At 70.5% G+C, this 23258-nt stretch carries 24 protein-coding genes; 21 read left to right on the top strand and 3 right to left on the bottom strand.

Annotated features, from left to right (window positions below):
- Positions 1 to 23 precede the first annotated feature (23 nt).
- From alr to ACX28W_RS31000, 4 genes are all read left to right on the top strand, one after another.
- Positions 24 to 1190: an alanine racemase gene (gene alr, locus ACX28W_RS31015; RefSeq protein WP_459003107.1), complete on the top strand. Its 1167-nt coding sequence runs from the start codon at positions 24 to 26 to the stop codon at positions 1188 to 1190.
- A 114-nt stretch (positions 1191 to 1304) separates the two neighbouring features.
- Positions 1305 to 2552 carry an alpha/beta fold hydrolase gene (locus ACX28W_RS31010; protein ID WP_459003106.1) on the top strand — a complete coding sequence of 416 codons (1248 nt, stop codon included), beginning with the start codon at positions 1305 to 1307 and terminating at the stop codon, positions 2550 to 2552.
- Entirely contained in the window at positions 2518 to 3051 is a 534-nt protein-coding gene (tsaE, locus tag ACX28W_RS31005; protein ID WP_459003105.1) for a tRNA (adenosine(37)-N6)-threonylcarbamoyltransferase complex ATPase subunit type 1 TsaE, read from the top strand. The genes ACX28W_RS31010 and tsaE overlap by 35 nt, the downstream gene beginning before the upstream one ends.
- A gap of 187 nt (positions 3052 to 3238) precedes the next feature.
- Positions 3239 to 3418, top strand: coding sequence for a hypothetical protein (locus ACX28W_RS31000; protein ID WP_459003104.1), 180 nt, complete (start codon positions 3239 to 3241; stop codon positions 3416 to 3418).
- Positions 3419 to 3612: 194 nt separating this feature from the next.
- Here the strand turns inward: ACX28W_RS31000 and ACX28W_RS30995 are convergent, their stop codons facing one another.
- Positions 3613 to 4167, bottom strand: coding sequence for a hypothetical protein (locus ACX28W_RS30995; RefSeq protein WP_459003103.1), 555 nt, complete (start codon positions 4165 to 4167; stop codon positions 3613 to 3615).
- 134 nt (positions 4168 to 4301) lie between these two features.
- On the opposite strand from ACX28W_RS30995, the gene tsaB reads away from it, so the two are divergent.
- From tsaB to ACX28W_RS30920, 15 genes are all read left to right on the top strand, one after another.
- On the top strand, positions 4302 to 4949 hold the full coding sequence (gene tsaB / locus ACX28W_RS30990) for a tRNA (adenosine(37)-N6)-threonylcarbamoyltransferase complex dimerization subunit type 1 TsaB (RefSeq protein WP_459003102.1): 648 nt from the start codon (positions 4302 to 4304) through the stop codon (positions 4947 to 4949).
- A 17-nt stretch (positions 4950 to 4966) separates the two neighbouring features.
- Entirely contained in the window at positions 4967 to 5485 is a 519-nt protein-coding gene (gene rimI / locus ACX28W_RS30985) for a ribosomal protein S18-alanine N-acetyltransferase (RefSeq protein ID WP_459003140.1), read from the top strand.
- Complete coding sequence (gene tsaD / locus ACX28W_RS30980; RefSeq protein ID WP_459003100.1) at positions 5478 to 6575, top strand: tRNA (adenosine(37)-N6)-threonylcarbamoyltransferase complex transferase subunit TsaD; 1098 nt, start codon at positions 5478 to 5480, stop codon at positions 6573 to 6575. Before rimI ends, tsaD begins: the two co-directional genes overlap by 8 nt.
- Entirely contained in the window at positions 6572 to 6823 is a 252-nt protein-coding gene (locus ACX28W_RS30975) for a hypothetical protein (RefSeq protein ID WP_459003099.1), read from the top strand. Before tsaD ends, ACX28W_RS30975 begins: the two co-directional genes overlap by 4 nt.
- A gap of 100 nt (positions 6824 to 6923) precedes the next feature.
- A complete protein-coding gene (locus ACX28W_RS30970) occupies positions 6924 to 7964 on the top strand; it encodes a LacI family DNA-binding transcriptional regulator (RefSeq protein ID WP_459003098.1) in 1041 nt (346 codons plus the stop codon).
- A 381-nt stretch (positions 7965 to 8345) separates the two neighbouring features.
- A complete protein-coding gene (locus tag ACX28W_RS30965; protein ID WP_459003138.1) occupies positions 8346 to 9638 on the top strand; it encodes an extracellular solute-binding protein in 1293 nt (430 codons plus the stop codon).
- 9 nt (positions 9639 to 9647) lie between these two features.
- The gene (locus tag ACX28W_RS30960; RefSeq protein ID WP_459003097.1) at positions 9648 to 10652 is read left to right on the top strand and encodes a carbohydrate ABC transporter permease; all 1005 of its coding nucleotides are present in this window, start codon (positions 9648 to 9650) and stop codon (positions 10650 to 10652) included.
- Positions 10649 to 11497: a carbohydrate ABC transporter permease gene (locus ACX28W_RS30955; protein WP_459003096.1), complete on the top strand. Its 849-nt coding sequence runs from the start codon at positions 10649 to 10651 to the stop codon at positions 11495 to 11497. Before ACX28W_RS30960 ends, ACX28W_RS30955 begins: the two co-directional genes overlap by 4 nt.
- 45 nt (positions 11498 to 11542) lie before the next feature.
- Complete coding sequence (locus ACX28W_RS30950) at positions 11543 to 13771, top strand: beta-xylosidase/alpha-l-arabinosidase (protein ID WP_459003094.1); 2229 nt, start codon at positions 11543 to 11545, stop codon at positions 13769 to 13771.
- Between the two features lie 112 nt (positions 13772 to 13883).
- The gene (locus tag ACX28W_RS30945; RefSeq protein WP_459003092.1) at positions 13884 to 14933 is read left to right on the top strand and encodes a LacI family DNA-binding transcriptional regulator; all 1050 of its coding nucleotides are present in this window, start codon (positions 13884 to 13886) and stop codon (positions 14931 to 14933) included.
- 104 nt (positions 14934 to 15037) lie between these two features.
- Entirely contained in the window at positions 15038 to 16399 is a 1362-nt protein-coding gene (locus tag ACX28W_RS30940; protein WP_459003091.1) for an endo-1,4-beta-xylanase, read from the top strand.
- Between the two features lie 85 nt (positions 16400 to 16484).
- A complete protein-coding gene (locus ACX28W_RS30935; RefSeq protein ID WP_459003089.1) occupies positions 16485 to 17564 on the top strand; it encodes an LCP family protein in 1080 nt (359 codons plus the stop codon).
- 49 nt (positions 17565 to 17613) lie between these two features.
- Positions 17614 to 17748 carry a hypothetical protein gene (locus tag ACX28W_RS30930; protein WP_459003087.1) on the top strand — a complete coding sequence of 45 codons (135 nt, stop codon included), beginning with the start codon at positions 17614 to 17616 and terminating at the stop codon, positions 17746 to 17748.
- 124 nt (positions 17749 to 17872) lie between these two features.
- Positions 17873 to 18229, top strand: a complete 357-nt coding sequence (locus ACX28W_RS30925; protein WP_459003085.1) for a YciI family protein — start codon at positions 17873 to 17875, stop codon at positions 18227 to 18229.
- Positions 18230 to 18285: 56 nt separating this feature from the next.
- Positions 18286 to 19626, top strand: coding sequence for an RNA polymerase sigma factor (locus ACX28W_RS30920; protein WP_459003083.1), 1341 nt, complete (start codon positions 18286 to 18288; stop codon positions 19624 to 19626).
- Here the strand turns inward: ACX28W_RS30920 and ACX28W_RS30915 are convergent.
- Positions 19620 to 19979: a DUF6204 family protein gene (locus ACX28W_RS30915; RefSeq protein ID WP_459003081.1), complete on the bottom strand. Its 360-nt coding sequence runs from the start codon at positions 19977 to 19979 to the stop codon at positions 19620 to 19622. The two genes, ACX28W_RS30920 and ACX28W_RS30915, sit on opposite strands and share 7 nt — an antisense overlap.
- 93 nt (positions 19980 to 20072) lie before the next feature.
- Positions 20073 to 21239, bottom strand: coding sequence for a class I SAM-dependent methyltransferase (locus ACX28W_RS30910; RefSeq protein ID WP_459003079.1), 1167 nt, complete (start codon positions 21237 to 21239; stop codon positions 20073 to 20075).
- Positions 21240 to 21369: 130 nt separating this feature from the next.
- Here ACX28W_RS30910 and ACX28W_RS30905 point away from each other — a divergent pair, with 130 nt between their 5' ends.
- Positions 21370 to 22272, top strand: a complete 903-nt coding sequence (locus ACX28W_RS30905) for a polysaccharide deacetylase family protein (RefSeq protein WP_459003077.1) — start codon at positions 21370 to 21372, stop codon at positions 22270 to 22272.
- On the top strand, positions 22269 to 23048 hold the full coding sequence (locus ACX28W_RS30900; protein WP_459003075.1) for a polysaccharide deacetylase family protein: 780 nt from the start codon (positions 22269 to 22271) through the stop codon (positions 23046 to 23048). The genes ACX28W_RS30905 and ACX28W_RS30900 overlap by 4 nt, the downstream gene beginning before the upstream one ends.
- Positions 23049 to 23258 lie beyond the last annotated feature (210 nt).

The raw sequence follows: 23258 nt of genomic DNA, 5'->3' as shown, positions 1-23258 counted from the left end.
CCCTCTGAGACACTGGGTGCGCTATGAACGAGACAGCGCCCCTGCGCGCCCGCGCAGAGATCGACCTGGCCGCCCTGCGGGCCAACGTGCGGACCCTGCGCGCCCACGCGCCGTCCGCGGCCGTGATGGCCGTGGTCAAGGCCGACGCGTACGGCCACGGGGCCATCCCGTGCGCCCGCGCGGCGCTCGGCGCGGGCGCCACCTGGCTCGGCACCGCCACCCCCGAGGAAGCCCTCGCGCTGAGGGCCGCGGGACTGCCGGGGCGCATCATGTGCTGGCTCTGGACCCCAGGCGGCCCCTGGAAGCAGGCCATCGAGGCGGACCTCGACGTGTCGGTCAGCGGGATGTGGGCGCTGCGGGAAGTCTGCGCGGCGGCCGAGGAAGTGGCGGAGGGGGAGGCCGGCATGCGCGCCCGCGTCCAGCTCAAGGCCGACACCGGCCTCGGACGCAGCGGCTGCCAGCCCGCCGACTGGCCCGAACTCGTCACCGAGGCGCTGCGCGCCCAGACCCGAGGGCTGATCACCGTCACCGGCCTCTGGTCGCACTTCGCCTGCGCCGACGAGCCGGGCCACCCCTCCATCCAGGCCCAACTCACCCGTTTCCGCGAGATGGTGACGTACGCCGAGCAGCAGGGCGTGCGCCCCGAGGTGCGGCACATCGCCAACTCTGCGGCCACGCTGACCCTTCCCGAGAGCCACTTCGACCTCGTCCGTACCGGAATCGCGGTCTACGGCATCTCGCCCAGCCCCGAGATCGGCACCCCGGCCGACTTCGGCCTGTGCCCGGTGATGACGCTGAGCGCGTCCCTGGCGCTGGTGAAGCAGACACCGGGGGGCCACGGCGTCAGTTACGGGCATCACTACGTCACTCCGGGCGCCACGACCCTCGGCCTGGTGCCCGTCGGCTATGCGGACGGCATCCCACGGCACGCCTCCGGCACCGGCCCCGTACTGATCGGCGGCAAGTGGCGGACGGTCGCGGGCCGGGTCGCGATGGATCAGTTCGTCGTCGACCTCGGCGGGGACGAGCCTCCGCCCGGCACGCAGGCGATCCTCTTCGGCCCGGGCGACCGCGGCGAGCCGACCGCCGAGGACTGGGCCCGCGCGGCGGGCACGATCGCGTACGAAATCGTCACCCGGATCGGAACCCGGGTGCCGCGTGTGTACGTGAATAGGGAACAAGAGGGGTAACCCGCAGAGGGTGCCAGTACCAACAGCATCGCGTGTAGCAACAGCACCACGAATAACAACAGCGTCATCGGTATCAGCAGAAGCAGACGACATCCTGGCGAAGGGGAGCGGTACGTGAGCGAGAGCAGCGCGGAGGCCGTCACCGGCGTCGCCGCGGCGGCCGTCGCCTCCGCCGCGGCGAGTGCCGGGAACTGGCGCAAGGCCGGTGTCGCCGGTGTCGCCATAGGCGTGGTCGCCGCGGGCGCCGCCGCCGGAGTCGCCATAGAGCGCCTCACGGTCGGCCGCGGCATGCGCAGAAAGGCCCGGCTCGCCCTCGACTCGACGGGCCCGTACGGCTCGCTGCGAGGCACCCCCGGCAAGGCGTACGCCGACGACGGCACCGAGTTGTACTACGAGGTGGACGACATCGAGCAGGACGTCACCTTCACCCCGCGCCGCCGACGGCTCTTCGGACGCAAGGCCCCGGCCCCCGTCACCGTCGTCTTCAGCCACGGGTACTGCCTCAACCAGGACTCCTGGCACTTCCAGCGCGCCGCGCTGCGGGGTGTGGTGCGCACGGTCCACTGGGACCAGCGCAGTCACGGGCGGTCCGCGCGCGGCGCCGCCCAGGTGCAGGACGGCACGCCGGTCTCCATCGACCAGCTCGGCCGCGACCTGAAGGCGGTCATCGACGCCGCCGTGCCCGAGGGGCCGATCGTGCTGGTCGGCCACTCCATGGGCGGCATGACGGTCATGGCGCTGGCCGACGAGTTTCCGGACCTGGTGCGGGAGCGGGTGGTCGCCGTCGCCCTTGTCGGTACGTCGTCGGGGCGGCTCGGCGAGGTCAACTTCGGGCTGCCTGTCGCGGGCGTCAACGCGGTGCGGTGGGTGCTGCCCGGCGTACTGAAGGCGCTCGGGCAGCAGGCCGCCCTGGTGGAGCGCGGGCGGCGGGCGACGGCGGATCTGTTCGCGGGGATCATCAAGCGGTACTCGTTCGCGTCCCGGGACGTCGACCCGGCCATCGAGCGATTCGCCGAACGGATGATCGAGGGCACCCCGATCGACGTGGTCGCGGAGTTCTACCCGGCGTTCACCGATCACGACAAGACCGAGGCGCTGAACCACTTCACCGAGCTGCCGGTACTGGTGCTGGCCGGGGTCGGGGACATGGTGACGCCGAGCGAGCACAGTGAGGCGATCGCGGACCGGCTGCCGGACGCCGAACTGGTGCTCGTGCCGGACGCCGGGCACCTGGTCATGCTGGAGCACCCCGAGGTGGTCATAGACCGTCTCGCCGACCTCCTCATGCGCGCGGGTGCCGTCCCGGCAGGGGCTACCGTGGGTGGCTATGGAAGCACCAGCAGCACCGCACAACCAGGCTGAGCCCACGCGGGACGGGGCCGGCGTGCAGATCACCGTCACCTCGCCCGAGCAGATGCGGGACCTCGGCCGTCGCCTGGCCAAGCTGCTGCGCGCGGGCGATCTCGTGATGCTCAACGGTGAGCTCGGCGCGGGCAAGACGACGCTGACCCGTGGGCTCGGCGAGGGGCTGGGCGTGCGCGGCGCGGTCACCTCCCCGACCTTCGTCATCGCCCGCGTGCACCCCTCCCTCGGTGGCGGTCCGCCGCTCGTCCACGTGGACGCGTACCGCCTGGGCGGCGGGCTCGACGAGATGGAGGACCTCGATCTCGACGTCTCGCTCTCCGACTCGGTGATCGTCGTGGAGTGGGGCGAGGGCAAGGTCGAGGAGCTGACCGACGACCGGCTGCATGTCGTCATCCACCGGGCCGTCGGTGACACCACGGACGAGGTACGGCACGTCACGGTGACCGGGCTCGGGGGGCGCTGGGCGACGGTGGAGCTGAGCGTGCTGGCGGCGTGAGTCCTGGCACAGGTTCATGACGGTGTTCATGACGTATCCATGAAGGTATTCATGAAGGTATTCATGAAGGTTCCGACAAGTCGTCGGCAAGATGTTGCGTTCGGCATCCCGGCCGTGGTCACATGGACATCAGGCCGTAGTTAGGTCTACCTAACCACGCTTGCCCCCGGAGCCCCAGGAGGCGTTCATGTCGGCTTCAGAACGTGACGTGCCGGCGCAGCCGTGCGGGGTGGGCGGAGCGGCGGGGGTGTCGATGCGGGACTTGTTGGCGTCGTGTGCCGCCGCTGCGGCGGTGTCGCTGCCGCCGCGGGTGCCGTTGCCGGAGGTGCCGCGGGTGGTTGAGGAGCCTCGCCGCAACGCGGCGTAGGCGCTCCGCTGGAGGGGCGGTTCTTTGGGTGCGGGTGCGTTGGGGCTGGTCGCGCAGTTCCCCGCGCCCCTGAAAGATGCGCAGTTCCCCGCGCCCCTAGGGGCGCCCCCGCTGGAGGGGATTCGTTGGGTGCGGGTGCGTCGTGGCTGGTCGCGCAGTTCCCCGCGCCCCTGAAAGCGTGCCTCTCGCCGGGGCTAGCGGATTACTACGATTTTTACGCCTACTGTTGCGAACTCCCACATTGCGGTGCCGTCTGCGCGGGATTCTCGGATTCCGCCGAGCCTTCGGGCGGGGTCGGGGGCGGCTGTTGAGCCGTTCAGGGCGGCGCTGAAGCCGATGGCGATGTCGTCGACGATCGTGAACCGTACGACGTGCTCGATCTGGACCCCGTCCGATCCGGTGACCTCTTTGGAGCGCGTGGTGACGGCGTAGGTGCCGATGGCCGGGTCCACCGTGCCCGGTGTGACCTTGAAGGTGCGCTGGGCCTTGTTGTTCGCGTCGACGAGCCACACACGGTCGTCGTCGACCGAGTAGACGACCCGCTCACCGGTGCCGGACTCGGCGGGCAGTGCCACCGGGTTCTTCTTGTCCCGGGGGGCCTTCGGGGCGGTGGCCGTGGGGGACGTGCCGGTGCGGGGCTGGGTCAGCTCCTCCGGCGCGTTCGCCGATGCCTGGTAGGCGAGGAACCCCACTACGGCGATGGCCGCGGCGGTGAGCCCGGCCACGAATCCCGAGCTGCTCCTAGCCACCTGTATGCCCACCTCTCGTACCGTGTCCGCGCCCTGTATGTCCTTTGTGGTGACGGTAGCAGCACGGGCGCGGCGGACGGCGGTGGCCGTACTCCGGTCCGCGGGACACCCCCCGAGCGCCGTAGGCTGTTTGCGTGCTCTTGCTCGCTCTGGATACCGCCACCCCCGCAGTGACCGTCGCCCTGCACGACGGCACGTCCGTCCTCGCCTCCTCGAGCCAGGTGGACGCCCGTCGGCATGGAGAGCTGCTGCTGCCGACCGTCGACCGGGTGCTCGCCGAGGCCGGCCTGCGGCTCGACGCCGTCACCGGCATCGTCGTGGGCGTCGGCCCCGGCCCGTACACGGGGCTGCGCGTCGGCCTCATGACCGCCGACACCTTCGGCCTCGCGCTGGGCGTGCCCGTGCACGGCCTGTGCACCCTCGACGGGCTCGCGTACGCGGCCGAGGTCGAGGGTCCCTTCGTCGTCGCGACGGACGCGCGGCGGAAGGAGGTGTACTGGGCGCGGTACGCGGATCCCCGTACGCGTGTGTCGGAGCCCGCCGTGGACCGGCCGGGCGACCTCGACCTCGGCGGGCTGCCCGCGGTCGGCGCGGGCGCGCTGCTCTACCCCGACACGTTCCCGGACGCCCGCGCGCCCGAGCACGTCTCGGCGGCGGCGCTCGCGTCCCTGGCCGCGGAGCGGCTGAACGCGGGCGAGGAGTTGGAAGCGCCCCGGCCGCTGTATCTGCGCCGGCCGGACGCCCAGGTGCCCAAGAACTACAAGGTGGTCACCCCGAAGTGACCACCGAGCTGCGCGAGATGCGCTGGTGGGACATCGATCCCGTACTGGAGCTGGAGAAGGACCTCTTCCCCGAGGACGCCTGGTCGCGGGGGATGTTCTGGTCGGAGCTGGCCCATGCGCGCGGTCCGGAGGCGACCCGGCGGTATGTCGTGGCCATGGAGGGGGAGCGGCTCGTCGGGTACGCAGGGCTGGCCGCCGCCGGTGACCTGGGCGACGTACAGACCATCGCGGTACGCCGCGAGCAGTGGGGCACCGGCCTCGGCGCCCGGCTGCTGGCCGAACTGCTGCGGGCCGCGACCGCGTTCGAGTGCGCCGAGGTGATGCTCGAGTGCCGGGTGGACAACGTCCGCGCGCAGAAGCTGTACGAGCGCTTCGGCTTCGAGCCCATCGGCTTCCGGCGCGGCTACTACCAGCCGGGGAACATCGACGCCCTGGTCATGCGCCTGCATGCTCCTTCGGCCGCCGTACCAGGAACTCAAGAAGCGCAAGAAACACAAGAAGCACAAGGAACACGAGGAACCGAGATCAATGGCTGACGAACCGCTCGTCCTCGGCATCGAGACCTCCTGCGACGAGACCGGCGTCGGCATCGTCCGGGGGACCACCCTGCTCGCGGACTCCATCGCGTCCAGCGTCGACGAGCACGCCCGGTTCGGCGGGGTCGTGCCGGAGGTCGCCTCCCGCGCGCACCTGGAAGCGATGGTGCCGACCATCGAGCGCGCGCTGAAGGATGCGGGGGTCAGTGCGCGCGACCTGGACGGGATCGCGGTCACCGCCGGGCCCGGACTCGCCGGCGCGCTGCTCGTCGGGGTGTCGGCGGCGAAGGCGTACGCGTACGCGCTGGGCAAGCCGCTGTACGGCGTGAACCACCTGGCCTCCCACATCTGCGTGGACCAACTGGAGCACGGCGCGCTGCCGGAGCCGACGATGGCGCTGCTGGTCTCCGGCGGGCACTCGTCCCTGCTGCTCTCGACCGACATCACCTCCGACGTACGGCCGATGGGCGCGACCATCGACGACGCGGCGGGCGAGGCCTTCGACAAGATCGCCCGGGTGCTCAACCTCGGCTTCCCCGGCGGTCCGGTCATCGACCGGTACGCGAAGGAGGGCGACCCGCGGGCCATCGCCTTCCCGCGCGGGCTCACCGGGTCGCGCGACCCGGCGTACGACTTCTCCTTCTCCGGTCTGAAGACCGCCGTGGCCCGGTGGATCGAGGCCAAGCGGGCGGCAGGGGAGGAGGTGCCGGTGCGGGACGTCGCCGCTTCCTTCCAGGAGGCTGTGGTGGACGTGCTGACCAGGAAGGCTGTACGGGCCTGTCGCGACCAGGGCGTCGATCACCTCATGATCGGCGGCGGGGTGGCCGCCAACTCCCGGCTGCGCGTGCTCGCCCAGGAGCGCTGCGAGGCCGCCGGGATCCGGCTGCGGGTGCCGCGGCCCAAGCTGTGCACGGACAACGGCGCGATGGTGGCCGCCCTGGGTGCGGAGATGGTGGCGCGCAACCGGGCCGCGTCCGACTGGGATCTGTCGGCGGACTCGTCGCTGCCGGTGACCGACCCGCATGTACCGGGACGCGGGCACTCGCATGATCATGTACACGAGGTCTCGAAGGAGAACCTCTACTCGTGACCGTCGCGTTGATGTGGGAGGCCCGGGCCGTCGCCGGGCGGGGCGAGGAGCTGCTCGCCTGGGTGCGGGCGCAGGAGTTGCCGGGGGCGCCGCTGCGGCAGGAGGTCCTGCGGGCGCCGCAGGACCGGGTGCTGGTGATCACCTGGTGGGATGCGACGTACGACGCCAAGGTGCCCGAACTGCCTGAGCCGGATGGGGAGTTGGTGACTCGGGCCGTGCATCGGTGGCGGTTCGAATCGGTCTCCTGACGCTCCTGTCCTGTCCCGGGCTTCACGCCGACGGCAATTTTCCGGAAGACTCCTGCAAAGTTTCGCCCGTGGGTGTGGAACGGTAGAGGGGCGCTTGGACATGTCGACGGAGGTGGGCGCAGTGGCCCGGGAGAGCATCAAGAACAAGGTGACGATCACCGAGATCGCCCGGCAGGCCGGGGTCTCCGTGCCCACCGTGTCGCGTGTCGTCAACGGCCGTTCCGACGTGTCGCCGGAGACCCGGGCCCGTGTCGAGGACCTGCTGCGGCATCACGGCTACCGGCGCAGGTCGGCCGCGCCCGGCGACCGGGCGGCCCTTGTCGACCTGGTCTTCAACGACCTCGACAGCCCCTGGGCCGTGGAGATCATCCGGGGGGTGGAGGAGGTTGCGCATGCGTCCGGGGTGGGGACCGTGGTCTCGGCCATCCACGGCGCGTCGGGGTCCGCGCGGCAGTGGATGACCAATCTGCGCGCCCGCGCCTCGGACGGCGTGATCCTGGTGACGTCTGTTCTCGAACCTCTGCTGCACGAGGAACTGCGGCGGCTGGGCGTGCCGTTGGTCGTCATCGATCCGGCGGGGTCGCCGACGCTGGACGTGCCGACGGTCGGCGCCGCCAACTGGGCGGGCGGGATGGCGGCGACCGAGCATCTGCTCGGCCTCGGTCATCGCCGGATCGGGTTTGTCGCCGGGCCGGTGCGGTTGCTGTGCTCGCGGGCTCGGCTGGATGGGTACCGGGCGGCGCTGGAGGGGGCGGGGGTTGCCGTTGATGACGCGCTGATCGTGCCGGGCGACTTCTATCACCAGGCGGGGTTCGACGGGTGCAATGCGCTGCTTGATCTGGATGAGCCGCCGACCGCGTTGTTCGCCGCGAGTGATCAGATGGCTTTGGGGGCGATCGAGGCGTTGCGGCGGCGTGGGCTGCGGGTTCCGGAGGACATGAGTGTCGTCGGGTTCGATGATCTGCCGGAGGTTCGGTGGTCGGCTCCGCCGTTGACCACGGTGCGGCAGCCGTTGGCGGAGATGGGGAAGTTGGCTACTCGGACGGTGCTTCGGCTGGCGCTGGGGGAGGAGCCGGCGTCTCCTCGGGTTGAGCTGGCTACGGAGCTGGTGGTGCGGTCGAGTACGGTGCGGAGGGTTTGAGCCGGGGCGGGTCGGCTGAGGCCGGGGGTTTGGCTGCGGGCCCGGTGGGGGCTGGTCGCGCAGTTCCCCGCGCCCCTAAGGTGCGCAGTTCCCCGCGCGCCTAAGCCGTTCGCCGCGCCCCCAAGGTGCACCTTTCCCCGCGCCCCTAACATGCGCCGTTCCCTGTGCCGCTGAAAGATGCGCAGTTCCTCGCGCCCCTCTCGGGGGCTGGTCGCTTGGGGGCCGTGCTGCTGGGAGATGCGTTGTTCCCCGCGGGCCTGTGCGGGGGCGGTAACTCTCGGGTTTGTCAGAAGCGTTGACACGTCTGGCGGGTCCCCGTAACTTCCGGCGCACTCCGCCGATAATTATCGGCTCTCTTCCGGAAGGTGTGCGATGCGAGCGTTGGGCAACACCTCTCTCTCCCGCCGCGGGTTCCTGGCGGCCTCCGCGGCGACCGGACTGGGGGCGGCCGCCCTGAGCGCGTGCGGCTCCTCCGACAGCGGGAACAGCTCGGGCAAGACCACGATCGAGTGGTGGAACATCACCACCACCGAACCGGCGAAGAAGCTGTGGGCCCAGCGCGCCAAGGAGTTCGAGGCCGCGCACCCGGACGTGAAGATCAAGATCGTCACGCTGGAGAACGAGGCGTACAAGTCCAAGATGACGGCGCTGACCACCTCGGGGAAGCTGCCGGACATCTACCACACGTGGGGCGGCGGGGTCCTCAAGCAGCAGATCGACGCCGGCCTGGTCGAGGACCTGACGGAGAAGGTCTCCCCGTGGACGGCGAACTTCGTGCCCGCCTCCCTGTCGGCCTACCAGTTCGACAAGCAGACGTACGCCGTTCCGTTCGACATCGGCATGGTCGGCTTCTGGTACAACAAGGCGCTCTTCAAGAAGGCGAAGATCGACTCCCCGCCCACCACCTGGTCCGGCTACCTCGACGCCGTCCGAGCCCTCAAGAGCGCCGGGGTCACCCCCATCGCCCTGGCCGGCAAGGAGAAGTGGCCCGGCATGTACTACTGGGCGTACCTGTCCATGCGCGTCGCCGGGCTCGAAGCGATGCAACAGGCCGCCACCGACGCCGACTTCACCGGTGAAGGATTCGTCACGGCCGGTCAGCACCTCAAGGACCTCGTCGCGCTCGAACCCTTCCAGAAGGGGTTCCTCGGCGCGGCCTACTCCACGCCCACCGGCGAGGCGGCCGCGATGGCCAACGGCAAGGCGGGCATGGAGCTGATGGGCCAGTGGGCGCCGGTCGTCCAGAGCGACTCGGGCAAGGGCCTCGGCGACGACCTCGGCTTCTTCTCCTTCCCCGCGGTGGAGGGCGGAAAGGGCGCGCTCACCGAGGTGTTCGGCGGGGGCGGCGGTCACGCGGTGCGCAAGGGCGCGCCCGACGCGGCGGTGGAGTTCCTGAAGTTCTTCGCCGAGAAGGAGTTCGCCGAGACGCTCGTCAAGGACACCGGCCTGATACCGGTCTCCAAGGACGCCCTGCCCGCGCTCACCGACCCCAACCTCACCGCCGTATCGGACGCCCTGACCGACGCCACCGGCTTCCAGCTCTACCTCGACCAGGCGTACGCCCCCGCCGTCGGCCAGGAGATCAACGACAGCGTCGCCGCGCTCATCGCGGGCTCCAAGTCCCCCGAGCAGGTCACGCGTTCGGTCACCCAGGTCGCCAAGAGCGAGGGCTAGCGGCCGCCGATGACGCACTCGACGACACCGACGTACGCGGTCGACATCGGCAAGTCTTCTGAGGCGCCGCCCCTGTCACCCGGGCCGGCGGCTCGGCGGCCCGTCGCGCGCCGGCTGCGTGACTGGCTGGGGGCCTTTGTCTTCACGGTTCCGGCGCTGGTCCTGTTCGGGCTGCTTGTGCTGGTGCCGATGGGCTACGCGATGTACATCAGCTTCTTCAACTGGGGCGGGTTCGGGTCGCCCACGGACTCCGTGGGGCTCGACAACTACACCCGGCTCCTCGACGACCCGGTGTTCCTCGGGGATCTGTGGCGCGGCTTCCTGCTCGTCGCCTTCTCCGTCGTCCTCCAGCTGCCGTTCGCGCTCGCCATGGCCGTGATGCTCAACCAGAAGCTGCGCGGCCGGGCCGTCTACCGGATGCTGTTCTTCGCGCCGTACATCCTGTCCGAGGTCATCACCGGCGTGCTGTTCAGCATGATCTTCGCGCCGGACGACGGTCTCGCCGACAGGGTCTTCGACGCGGTCGGGCTCGGCGGCGTGGGCGGGCTCTGGTTCGCGGGGCCGGACACCGTCCTGCCCACCCTCTTCCTCGTGATGACCTGGAAGTACTTCGGCTTCCACATGATGCTCTACCTGGCCGGCCTGCAAGGCATCCCGGCGGAGTTGCACGAGGCGGCGCGCATCGACGGCGCCGGCAGCTGGCAGCGCTTCCGCCACGTCACGCTGCCGCTGCTCGCGCCGACCCTGCGGATCAGCGTGTTCCTGTCCGTCATCGGCGCCATCCAGCTCTTCGACCTGGTGTGGGTGATCTCCGCGGGCGGCCCCGACCACCACTCCGAAACCATGGCCATCAGCATGTTCCAGTACGGCTTCAAGCGCTACCAGATGGGCTACGCGAGCGCCATCAGCGTCGCGATGTTCCTGATCAGCCTGGTCTTCGCGCTCGCCTACCAGCGCTTCGTGCTGCGCCGCGACACCGAAGGAGCCATCACCACCATGCGAGCCAACCGATGAGCGGATCCCAGAGCGTGGTGCGCCGCCGATGGCTGCGCACCCTCCCGGTGTACGTGATCCTGTGGCTGGTCGGCGCGGTCATGGTGACCCCGGTCCTCTATGCCCTCGTCTCCGGCTTCAAGTCGACCGACCAGCTCTCCAGCAACACCTTCGGCCTGCCCGACCCCTGGGTGACGTCGAACTACACGTCACTGCTCGGCTCGGGCACGTTCTGGCGGTCCATCGGCAGCAGCACACTGATCGCGGTGGCCACCGCGATCCTGACGGTGGGGGCCTCGGCGCTCGCCGCCTACGCGCTCGCCCGATTCGCCTTCCGCGGGCGGGAGGTGGTGTTCACCCTCTTCACGATGGGGCTGATGTTCCCGTTCGCGGTGGCGATCCTGCCGCTGTTCATCCTGCTCCGTACCTTCCACCTCCTCGACAACCCGTGGGGTGTGATCCTGCCCCAGGCCGCCTTCGGGCTGCCCATGACGATCGTCATCCTGCGCGGCTTCTTCCGGGAGATCCCCGGCGAGTTGGAGGAGGCGGCCACGCTCGACGGCTGCTCCCCCTTCGGTTTCTTCTGGCGCATCCTGCTGCCGCTGGCCCGCCCGGCGCTCGGCACGGTCTCCGTCCTCGCCATCGTCGGCAGCTGGAACAACTTCCTGCTCCCGCTCCTGGTCTTCAGCGAACCCACCTGGTGGACGGTCCCCGTCGGCATCCAGCAGTTCCAGGGCCAGTACGCCGCCGATGTGGCCCGCATCTTCGCGTACCTGGTCCTCGCCATGGCGCCCGCCCTGGCCTTCTACGCGGTCGCCGAACGACAGCTGATCGGCGGCATCACGCTCGGCGCGACCAAGGGCTGAAGACCGAACCGCCTTATGTACCGCCTTATATACGTGAGGAGCTACATGACCGACCCCTGGCAGGACCCCGCTCTGCCCGCAGGCGTCCGCGCCGCCGATCTGCTCGCCCGTATGACCCCCCAGGAGAAGATCGCCCAGCTCTACAGCGTCTGGCCCGGCGCCAACGAGACCCCGGGCGGGGATGTGGCGCCGCTGCAGCACGCCCTGTCCGAGGACGTGGACCTGACCGAGCTGTTGCCGCACGGGTTGGGCCAGTTGACCCGCCCCTTCGGCACGGCGCCGGTCGACCCGGCCGAGGGTGCAGCCCGTCTCGCCTCCCTCCAGGAACGTATCCGCTCGGCGAACCGATTCCGGCTGCCCGCCCTCGCCCACGAGGAGTGCCTCACCGGCTTCACGGCCTGGCAGGCCACCGTCTTTCCGACGCCGCTCGCCTGGGGTGCGAGTTTCGACCCGGCCCTGGTCAAGGAGATGGCGTCGGCGATCGGGGCCTCGATGCGCGCGGTCGGCGTGCACCAGGGCCTCGCCCCCGTCCTCGACGTCGTACGCGACCCCCGTTGGGGCCGCACGGAGGAGTCGATCGGTGAGGACCCCTACCTCGTGGCGACCGTCGGCACCGCCTATGTCCAGGGCCTGGAGTCGGCGGGCATCGTCGCCACGCTCAAGCACCTTGCGGGCTACTCGGCCTCCCGGGGCGCCCGTAACCACGCGCCCGCCTCGCTCGGCCCGCGCGAACTGGCGGACGTCATCCTGCCGCCGTTCGAGATGGCCGTACGAGAGGGGGGCGCGCGGTCGGTGATGGCCGCGTACAACGACGTCGACGGGCTGCCCGCGCACGCCCACCGCCGACTGCTCACCGAACTCCTGCGGGAAGAATGGGAGTTCACCGGCACCGTCGTGTCCGACTACTTCGGCGTGTCCTTCCTGGAGTCGGCGCACGGGCTCGCGGACTCCCCGGCGGGGGCGGCGTCGCTCGCGCTCGCGGCGGGCGTGGATGTCGAGCTTCCGGCGGTGCGGTGCTACGGGGCCGGACCGCTCGACGAGGAGTTCGTGGACCGGGCCGCGCTGCGGGTGCTGACGCAGAAGTGTGAGCTGGGGCTGCTGGACCCCGACTGGGCGCCGCCGTCCGTCACCGCGACTTCCGTCGATCTCGATCCGCCCCATATGCGGGCGCTGGCAGGGCAGTTGGCGGAGGAGTCGGTGGTCCTGCTGGCCAATGGCGGTACGTTGCCGCTGGCGCCCGGGGTGCGGCGGATCGCCGTGCTCGGGCCGCTCGCCGACGACCCGGCGGCCATGCTCGGCTGCTACACGTTCCCCCGCCATGTCCTGCTGGACCACCCCGAGGTCCCGACAGGCGTCGCCGTGCCGACGCTGCTCGAAGCGCTGCGCGCGGAGTTCCCGGACGCGGAGTTCACGGATGAACCGGTGGCGGCCGAGGTGTGCGTGGTCGCGGTCGGGGACCGTTCGGGGCTGTTCGGGCGCGGCACGTCGGGCGAGGGGTGCGACGCGGCCGACCTCGAACTGCCGGAGGGGCAAGGGGAGCTGCTGGACAAGGCGCTGGCGTCGGGGACGCCGGTGGTGCTGGTCGTGCTGTCCGGCCGCCCGTATGCCCTCGGGCGCTGGGCGGACCGGTGCGCGGCGGTGGTGCAGGCGTTCTTCGCGGGCCAGGAGGGCGGCCCGGCGGTGGCCGGGGTCCTGTCCGGGCGGGTGAACCCGTCGGGGCGGCTGCCGGTGAGCGTGCCGCGCGACCCGGCCGGGCAACCGTGGACATATCTCGCCCCGCCGCTCGGCCTGCGCGGCGAGGCGAGCAACCTCGATCCGACGCCGCTGTTCCCGTTCGGGCACGGGCTGTCCTACACGTCGTACGCCTGGCAGGCGCCGTCGGTCGAAGACGCCGTGTTCCCGACGGACGGCGAGACGACGCTCCGGCTGACCGTCCGCAACACGGGGGAGCGGGCCGGTACGGAGGTCGTGCAGCTCTATCTCCACGATCCCGTGGGCAAGGTGGCCCGACCGGTGGCCCGGCTGGTGGGGTACGCGCGGGTGCCGCTGGAGGCGGGGGCGTCGGCGGAGGTCCACTTCACGGTTCCGGCGGACCTGGCCGCGTACACCGGGCCCGACGGTGACCGCATCGTCGAACCGGGGGAGCTGGAGCTGCGGTTGGCGGTGGCCGGCGGCGAAGGAGACGTGCGGTATGCGGTGCCGGTGACGCTGACCGGGCCCGAGCGGATGGTGGGACCGGGGCGGCGGATGCGGTGCGAGGTGCGGGTGAAGTGAGCCGCCGGTCGTCTCCTGGGGCGAATGTTTCTTGCCAATCTGCGAATGTTGCTGACCTGCGTGAGGTCGGAGAGGGGCTGCCCGCAGGGCCCACAGGGTTACCATCGCGCCCATGAAACCCGCGAAGCCCATGGAAAGTCGGACGACGGACCGGTCCTCGCGGACGGCGACCCTCGCCGAAATCGCCCGCGAGGCCGGCGTGTCCGCTCCGACTGTTTCGAAGGTGCTCAACGGCCGGGCCGACGTCGCCCCGGCCACCCGCACCCGCGTCGAGGAGCTGCTGCGCGACTACGGCTACCGGCGCCGCCGGGCCGAGGCGACCCGCTCGCCCCTCATCGACCTGGTCTTCCACGAGTTGGAGAGCGCCTGGGCGATGGAGGTCATCCGGGGTGTCGAGAACGTCGCGCGGGACGAGGGCCTGAGCGTCGTCCTCTCCGAGAGCGCGGGTCGGCTCACCCCCGGACGCACCTGGGCCGACCAGGTCGCCGCGCGCCGCCCGCACGGCGTGATCCTCGTGCTGTCCCGGCTCGACGAGTCCCAGCGCGCGCTGCTGACCAGCAGATCCATCCCGTTCGTGGTGCTGGATCCGGCGGGCGACCCGGGTGACGACGTACCGTCCATCGGCGCCACCAACTGGCACGGTGGGCTGGCCGCGACGCGGCATCTCGTCGAGCTCGGCCACACCCGGATCGGCGCGATCACCGGGCCCTCGCGGATGATGTGCAGCCGCGCGCGGGTCGACGGATTCAGGGCCGCGCTGGAGACGGCCGGGCTGCCGGTGGACCCCGAGCTGATCAAGACCGGGAACTTCCATCACGAGGACGGCTACCGGCTGGGCCGCGAACTGCTGGGCCACCCGGACCGGCCGACGGCCCTCTTCGCGGGCAACGATCTCCAGGCGCTCGGCCTGTACGAGGCCGCGCGCGAGCTGGGGCTGCGGATCCCGGACGACCTGAGCGTCGTCGGGTTCGACGATCTGCCGGTGGCGCATTGGGTCGGGCCGCCGCTCACGACCGTACGGCAGCCGCTGACGGAGATGGCGGAGGCGGCGGCGAAGCTGGTGCTGGAGCTGGGGCGGCAGGAACAGCCGTCGGCCGGAACGCGCGTGGAGCTGGCGACGAGGCTGGTGGTGCGAAGCAGTACGGGGGTGCCGCCGGCGTAGGGCCTCTCGTTACCGGTGTTCCAGTTATTGACGAGTGGTGCGCCCCGCTCCACACTCTCCGAAGCCAATCGGTTGCACGGCCGAAACTTTCGGAGGCACCCGCAATGAGATCTCTGAGATCAGGCTTATCGCTCGCGTCCCTGGCATCGCTGTTCACCGGCATCGCCACCCTCGGCGCCCTGCTGGTCGCGGCCCCCGCCGCCCACGCGGCGGACACTCCCCTCCGCGACCTCGCCGCCGCCAAGGGAAAGGTGATCGGCACCGCCGTCACCGGCTCCAGGCTCACGGGCACGTACGGCGACATCTCCGGAGCCCAGTTCAACTCCCTCACCCCCGGCAACGCCATGAAGTGGGGGTCCGTCGAGCCCTCGCGCGGCACGTACAACTGGGCCGAGGCCGACCAGATCGTGGCCTTCGCGCAGGCCCACAACCAGCAGGTACGCGGCCACACCCTCGTCTGGCACAGCCAGAACCCGAGCTGGCTGACGAACGGCACCTGGACGCCCGCCGAGCTCAGCACGCTGCTCCAGGACCACATCAGCACCGAAGTCACTCGCTACAAGGGCAAGCTGGCCGCCTGGGACGTGGTGAACGAGCCCTTCAACGAGGACGGCACCTATCGCTCGACCCTCTGGTACAACGGCCTCGGCGCCGACTACATCGCCCAGGCCCTGACCTCGGCCCGCGCGGCCGACCCGAGCGCCAAGCTCTACATCAACGACTACAACGTCGAGGGCGTCAACGCGAAGAGCACCGCCCTCTACAACCTGGTCAAGTCCCTGAAGGAGCGCGGCGTCCCGATCGACGGCGTCGGCCTCCAGGCCCACCTGATCCTGGGCCAAGTCCCGTCCACGCTCCAGCAGAACATCCAGCGCTTCGCCGACCTCGGCGTCGACGTCGCGATCACCGAGCTGGACATCCGTATGCAACTCCCGGCCACCGACGCGAAGTTGACGCAGCAGGCCGCCGACTACAAGGTCGTGCTCGACGCGTGCGTGGCGGTCACCCGGTGCACCGGCGTCACCGTCTGGGGTTTCACCGACTCCGACTCCTGGATCCCGGACGTCTTCCCGGGGTACGGCGCCGCGACCCCGTACGACGAGAACTACCTGCCGAAACCGGCGTACTACGCGATCGCGACCTCGCTCGGCGGGACCACGACGCCACCGACGGGCGCGTGCACGGCGACGTACAGCGTCACGAGTCAGTGGAACACGGGCTTCACCGGGCAGGTCCGGATCGCCTGTTCGGGGGCGGCGCTGTCGTCCTGGAAGGTGAGCTGGATGTACGGCGCGGGGCAGCAGATCACCCAGGCCTGGAACGCCACCTGCGCGCAGTCCGGCGCGGCGGTGACGTGCACCAACGCCTCCTACAACGGGACGGTCCCGAACGGCGGATCGGTGACGTTCGGGTTCAACGCGTCGTGGAGCGGGAGCAATCCGGCGCCGACGTTGACCCTGGGCTGAGGGTGGCCTGAGAAGTCTTAGATTTTCCGAAGGAAAGCGACGAAGGTGTTCCTGCTCGTAATAATTCGGACTTACGTTCCTCTGCGTGGCCGGAGAAGACGAGCACGGGGACGAGCGTGGGGATGAGAACGGGGACGCGGCGAGACGCGGGGGCCGACGGCGAGGGCTGCTGAAAGCCGCCGGTGTCGCGCTCGCCGGCGTCCTCGTGCTCTCCGCCGCCGGGGCGGGCTGGGCCTACTGGCACCTGAACCGCAACATCAAGAGCGTGGACATCAACAGCGCGCTGGGCGACAACCGCCCGGCGAAGGTGGTCTCGACCCCGTCGGCATCGGCGTCGGCCTCCGCCGCCCCTCTCCCCAGTGGGGCCCTGAACATCCTGGTCCTCGGCTCCGACTCGCGCAGCGGCGAGGAGAACGCGGCACTCGGCGGCGGCAACAGCTCGGGTGCCCGCTCGGACACGGCGATGGTCGTCCACATCGACGAGGGCCGCACCGAGGCGACGGTGGTGAGCATCCCCCGGGACACCCTGGTGACCCGCCCGTCGTGCCCGACGTCGTCCGGGGGGACGACCTCGGTGTCGTACAACGCGATGTTCAACAGCGCGTACTCGGTCGGCGGCCCGGTCTGCGCGGTGAAGACCGTCGAGTCCATGACGGACGTGCGCATGGACCACGTCATCGAAATCGACTTCTCGGGCTTCGCCGACCTGGTGGACGCGCTCGGCGGCGTCACGGTCACGACGGACGAGGACATCGACGACGACGACAGCCACCTGACCCTGAAGGCGGGCACGCACCACCTGGACGGCACCCAGGCCCTGGCCCTGGCCCGCACCCGCCACGGCATAGGCGACGGCAGCGACCTCGGCCGCATAGGCCTCCAGCAGAAGCTGGTGAAGGCGCTGCTGGAACAGATCTCCTCGACGTCCCTCCTGACCAGCCCCACCAAGCTCTACAAGGTCGCCGACGCGGTCACCGGCAGCCTGACGACGGACACGGGTCTCGACTCGCTGGGCGAGCTGATGAAACTCGGCCAGAGTCTCAAGTCCCTGTCCTCGGACGAGGTGAAGACGGTCACGATGCCCGTCGTGACGGCTCCCTCGAATCCCAACCGGGTGGTGGCGGACGAGCCGGAGGCGAGCGAGCTGTGGGCTTCGCTCAAGTGACCCGGTACGTCAACAGGTAACGCCAGTCGTCGACCGGGACACGGACAGCGTGACCGTGTGCGCCGATCCCGAGGGCGGCGCCTACCGCTCTCTCACCACGCGTGCGTTCGGCTCGATGATGGAACTGCCCGATCCCGTCGGCTTCACCCTGGACACCGAGAAGCTGAAGGACTTCGCCGACTGAGCCGCCCGAAAAACTTGCCAAGAAATCCGGAGACGATGTCGAAACCGGTGTCTCCCGTTCGACGCAGGGGTGAGAGGCCAGGAGAAGCCCGGCCTCCGGGACCCAAGAGACCCGAGGAGTCACCATGCCGCGCTACCTGTCGCTCATCCAGATCGACGAGAACACCGCGCCCGCCGAGGGCCCCAGCCCCGAGCTGATTCAGCGGATGGGGGAGCTGCTGGAGGAGATCACCAAGGCGGGGGTCATGCTCGACAACGCCGGGTTGACGCCGTCCGCTCAGGGCAAGCGGGTGCACTGGGCGGGCGGGCAGCTGTCCGTCACCGACGGGCCCTTCACCGAGTCCAAGGAGGTCGTCGGCGGCTACGTGCTCATGCAGTGCAAGGACATGGCCGAGGCCATCGAGTGGACCAAGCGGTTCCTGAAAGTGCACGAGGAGCACTGGACGGTGACCTGCGAGGTGCGGGAGATCATGGAGGGCTGAGCGGAGGGCCCGGCGGTTCTTGGCCTGTGCCCGCCGCGGGTGTCTGATGGTGGGCTGTGGAACAGCAGCCCACCGCCGACCCGCGCGGATCCATCGCAACCGCCTTCCGGATCGAGTCGCCCCGCATCATCGCCGGCGTCACCCGCATCGTCCGCGACGTGGGCATCGCCGAGGAACTCGCCCAGGACGCCCTGGTCGCGGCCCTGGAGCAGTGGCCGCGGGACGGCGTCCCGGACAACCCGGGCGCCTGGCTCATGGCCACGGCCAAACACCGCGCGATCGACCTCGTACGCCGCCGGGAGCGCTACGCCCGTAAGCTGGAGGAGGTCGGACGGGACCTTTCCCTGTCCGCGCCGCACCACCTCGACGAACCCGCCGACCCGGACGACATCGACGACGACCTCCTCCGCCTCGTCTTCACCGCCTGCCACCCCGTCCTCTCCGCCGAAGCCCGCATCGCGCTCACGCTGCGCCTCCTCGGCGGCCTGACCACCCCCGAGATCGCCCGGGCCTACCTCGCTCCGGAGCCGACCATCGCCCAGCGCATCGTGCGCGCCAAGCGGACGCTGGCGACGAAGGGGGTCGCCTTCGAGGTTCCGTACGGCCCGGAGCGCGAGGCCCGTCTCGGGTCTGTGCTCGAGGTCATTTATTTGATCTTCAACGAGGGGTACGCGGCCACGGCGGGCGACGACCTGCTGCGCCCCGCCCTGTGCGAGGACGCCCTGCGCCTGGCCCGCGTCCTCGCCGAGCTGATGCCCAAGGACCCCGAAGTGCATGGGCTGGTCGCCCTGTTGGAGCTCCAAAGCTCCCGCGCTGCCGCCCGCACCGGCCCGTCCGGCGAACCGGTCCTTCTCAAGGACCAGAACCGCAGCCGCTGGAACCGCCTGCTGATCCGCCGCGGCTTCGCCGCTCTCACCCGCGCGAACGCCGTCAGCGCCGGCGCCCCCGGCCCGTACGCCCTCCAGGCCGCCATCGCCGCCTGCCACGCCCAGGCGTACGCGTACGAGGACACGGACTGGCACCAGATCGCCACCCTGTACGGCCTGCTGGCGACCCGCTCCCCTTCCCCCGTCATCGAACTGAACCGCGCAGTCGCCGTCTCCATGGCCGACGGCCCGGAACCCGCCCTCGCCATCGTCGACACCCTCGCCACCGAACCGGCTCTGCGCGGCTATCACTTGCTGCCCAGCGTGCGCGGCGACCTGCTCGCCCGCCTCGGGCGTACGGCGGAGGCGCGGGCCGAGTTCGAGCGGGCCGCGCTGCTCGCCCGTAACGCCCGCGAACGCGCGCTTCTTGAGGAACGGGCGGTGGGTCTCGACCGACCGGCCGCCGAAGGCCCGGCCGGGACTGCCGCCGTCAGGTGCGGACGCGCAGGCCCTCGCTCGGGAGGTCAGTGATCCTTGCCGGCGGCGGCGCGACGCTGCCGTTTACCGAGGGGGGCCTGGGACAGGTCCTCGGCCTGGGACCGGAGGTTCTTGTAGCCGTAGCCGTGCTCGGTCAGCCACGCTTCCGCGGCGGCTTCGGCGCGTTCGGTCGCCTCCAGGATGTCCTCCTCGGCCTCTCCGGAGTCCAGGAACCGGAAGGTGAAGGCGGTCCGGGCGGCGAGGTCGTAACTGAGGTGCCCCTCGGCGGTGAAGGCCGCGCGCAGTATGTCGTGCGCCGGCGCGCGGTTCAGGAGTTCAGCGCGTTGCTCGGTGCTGAGTCCGTCGAAGACGCCGCGGACCATGATGCGGAAGGTGCGAGTGCTCATCCGTGGACCCTAATCAGGGGGACCGGGGCGGTTCCACCGTATTTCGGGCGGCGGCCCTGTCCGGTTCCGTCGCCGAGGGTGGTGAATCCCCACCTATGCCGGGTGTCCGATCAGCATCGTCGGCGCCCCCGCCACCCGGGTCAGGAAGACGGTGGCCGAGTGGGGGCCGTGGGGCTTGACCTTCTTGCGCAACTCCTCCGGCTCGACGGCCGAACCCCGCTTCTTCACGGTCAGGATGCCGACCTCCCGCTCCCGCAGCAGTGCCTTCAACTTCTTGACGCTGAAGTGGAGGTGATCGGTGATCTCGTATGCGGCGGCGTACGGTGTCGCCCGCAGTTCGTCCGCCGTGATGTACGCGATGGTCTCGTCGATGAGTCCTCCGTCCAACTCCTCGGCGACCTCCGCCACCAGATGGGCCCGGATGACGGCGCCGTCGGGCTCGTACAGGTAACGCCCGACCGGTCGGACGGAAGGATCCGGCAGCCGACGTCCCCGCAGTACTCGCGGCCCCGGCAGCAGGGTCGCCCGGACCAGGCCCGGCTCCGTGCCGAACCACAGCACCGCCTCCTTCACGTCTCCGCCGTCCGAGATCCATTCGGCCTCCGCCTCGGCGGGGACGGCCTCGTGGGGGATGCCGGGGGCGATCTTGAGGGCGGCGAGCGGGGCCTTCAGGGCCGTTCCGATCGCCCATGACAGCGGTGGCGAGTACGCCTCGGGGTCGAAGATCCGGCCCCGGCCGCCGCGCCGCGCAGGGTCCACGAAGACCGCGTCGTACGGCTCCGTGTCGACCTCCGTGACATCCGCCTCGCGCACCTCGATCAGGTCCGCGAGGCCCAGCGCGTCGGCGTTCGCGCGGGCCGCCGCCACCGTCAGGGGGTCGTGGTCCACGGCGAGGACCCGGATCCCGGCGCGGGCGAGCGCGATCGCGTCGCCGCCGATGCCGGAGCAGAGGTCGGCGACGGTGCGGACGCCCAGTTCCGCGAATCGTCGCGCACGGTGCGTGGCGACCGTCGTACGGGTCGACTGCTCGACCCCGTTGGGGGTGAAGAACATCCGTTCCGCGTCCTCGGGCCCGAACTTCGCCGCCGCCCGCTGCCGCAGCCGCGCCTGCGAGAGCGCCGCCGAGACCAGCTCGGCCGGGTGCTCACGGCGCAGCCGGGTGGCGACGGCGAGCTCCTGGGCCGGTTCGGTGCCGCGCACCTCGTCGAGCAGGGCGCGGCCCTCGGGGGTGAGGAGAGAGGCGAAGGAGAGGTCGTTCACCGGCCCATTGTGGGCCCATGCGGGCCACTGGGGGCCAACCGGGCCGGTGTGGGCCAGTCGGTGGACGGTGCGCTTTCGATCGCGGTGTCGGGGCCGCCGTACGGGCCAAGGCCTGGAAGGATCCGGCACCATGCGACCAGTCCGACAAAATGATAAAAACCGCACGAAGCGGGCTGCTGTGTGGAGCGGGATCGCCGTACTCGCCGTCGCCTCCCTCACGTCCGGCTGCGCCGACGGCGACGGTCAGCAGGCACTGCACGCGCCCGAGGCCCGCGCCCTCGACGCGTACGCCGCCAGACTGCGCCAGGCGCACGCGGAACGCGTCGCCGCGGCCGAGCGCTGGGGGCTGGCCGAGACCCCCCTGATCGCGCCGCCCGCCCCTGCCAGGAAACCGGTCATCAAGGCCCGCGAAGGATTCGAGGTCACGGGCCAGGAAGAGTTCGACCTGCCGCCGGTCTTCACCACCATCCCCACCAAGGACAAGGTCGTCTTCCTCACCATCGACGACGGTGAGGAGAAGGACCCGAAGTTCCTGCGGATGATGAGCGACCTGAAGATCCCGTACACCGCCTTCCTCAGCAACTACCTGGTCAAGGACAACTACGGGTACTTCCGGAAGATGCGCGACCGGGGCGTCGGCCTCAACAACCACACGCTGCACCACCCCTACCTGCCCGGACTGTCGTACAAGGAGCAGAAGTACGAGATCTGCGGCATGCAGACGGTGATGAAGAAACAGTTCGGCAAGCGCCCCAAGCTCTTCCGGCCGCCCTACGGCAACTACAACAGAGACACCCTGCGCGCCGCCAAGTCCTGCGGCATCAAGTACGCCCCGATCTGGGCCGAGGAGGTCTACGTCGACCACTGGGAGTACCGCGAGTGGGACCAGAACCTGCACCCCGGCGACATCGTCCTCACCCACTTCCGTGGCAAGGGGGAGTGGGACGGCACGATGGCCGACATGGTCCGCCGGTTCCTGAAGAAGGTCACCGACAAGGGGTACGCGGTGGCGCGACTGGAGGACTACCTGTGAGGGCGTGGGCGTTGGCCGCCGGGGCGCTCGCCGCCGCACTCCTGGCCGGGAGCGCCGGCTGCGCCCAGTCCGTCGACCCGATCGAGCGGCTGGGCAAGAAGGCCGCCCAGGAGGTGCGCGAGGCGCGGCCGCACGGGCCGACCCTGGCGACGTACCGCCGCTGGGGGCTGCCGGCCCCGTTCGCCCCCGTGCCGAAACCGCCCGCCCGGACCGCCATCCGCGCGGCGGGGCCGGGGCTGGTGCCGGTCGTGGACCGCGTTCCCACCCGCGACAAGGTGGTCTTCCTGACGTACGACGACGGCGCCGAGCGCGATCCGCGGTTCGTCGACATGGTCCGTGAACTGCGGCTGCCGGTCAGCATGTTCCTCACGGACAGTGTCGTCGGGCCGGGGTACGGGCACTTCGCGCGACTGCGGGCGGTCGGCGCGAGCGTGCAGAACCACACCCTCGACCACGCCTCGCTGCGCGGCCTGCCGTACGTGGGCCAGCGGGCCGAGATCTGCGGCCAGCAGGACAAGCTCAAGGCACGCTTCGGCATCCGCCCCCGGCTCTTCCGGCCCCCGTACGGCACGTACGACACCACCACGCTGCGCGCCGCCGCCGACTGCGGGGTGGCGGCCGTCGTGCTGGGGCGGGAGGCCGACGAGGGACGGCTGCGGGCGGGCGACATCCTGTCCGGATTCGACGATCCCAACCTCACGGAGGCGACGACCCGGCTGCTCCGGCGCATCCAGGCGGAGGGGTTCACACCGGCGCGGCTGGAGGACTATCTCTGAGGAGCCGGAGGACTGCCTGAGACAGCCGCTGACGCAGCGGGCGAACCTTCGAGGTTTTACCGGGTTGTCGGCGCCGCGTTGGCACTCCGCTTGACCGAGTGCTAATCGCGGTCATAGTCTCAGGTCTGGCACTCCCCACTGGAGAGTGCCAATAGCGACGGGCAGGTCCGGCACCCGCGACGACGGATCCACCTGGTCGCAACCTCAGAC

It is taken from the genome of Streptomyces sp. SD15 (assembly GCF_054462255.1).
The sequence above is the reverse complement of the archived record's forward strand: the minus strand, read 5'-3'. Positions and strand labels throughout refer to the sequence as shown.